This window comes from Paraburkholderia sp. SIMBA_030 (assembly GCF_046535245.1).
Lineage (GTDB): Bacteria > Pseudomonadota > Gammaproteobacteria > Burkholderiales > Burkholderiaceae > Paraburkholderia.
On record NZ_JAWRXB010001323.1, the window covers coordinates 1 to 246 of the forward strand.

Below are 246 nucleotides of genomic sequence, written 5' to 3' on the forward strand. Positions count from 1 at the left end.
CGATTAATGAAATGACCGCGACTGATGAGATAAGTAGGGTCATCGTACCTGTCGTCGACTCGATCGTTTGACGAATAGAGTCTGAATTGCGCAACTCAAAGTCATCTTTACCATGCCGACTCTCTATCAAGTCAGAGATGGCCGTCTCTGCGGCGCTAGAAGAGATACTATCGTCTAATAACGCTACAAAGCGGTCGATATTGGTACTACCCGTGACACGCGACATTACCGTCGTATAAGGCATAT

1 pseudogene is annotated in these 246 nt (G+C 46.7%); it reads right to left on the reverse strand.

The features are described from left to right. Nucleotides 1-246, reverse strand: a pseudogene (locus tag SB772_RS44335) (macrolide ABC transporter permease/ATP-binding protein MacB); the annotation flags it as partial.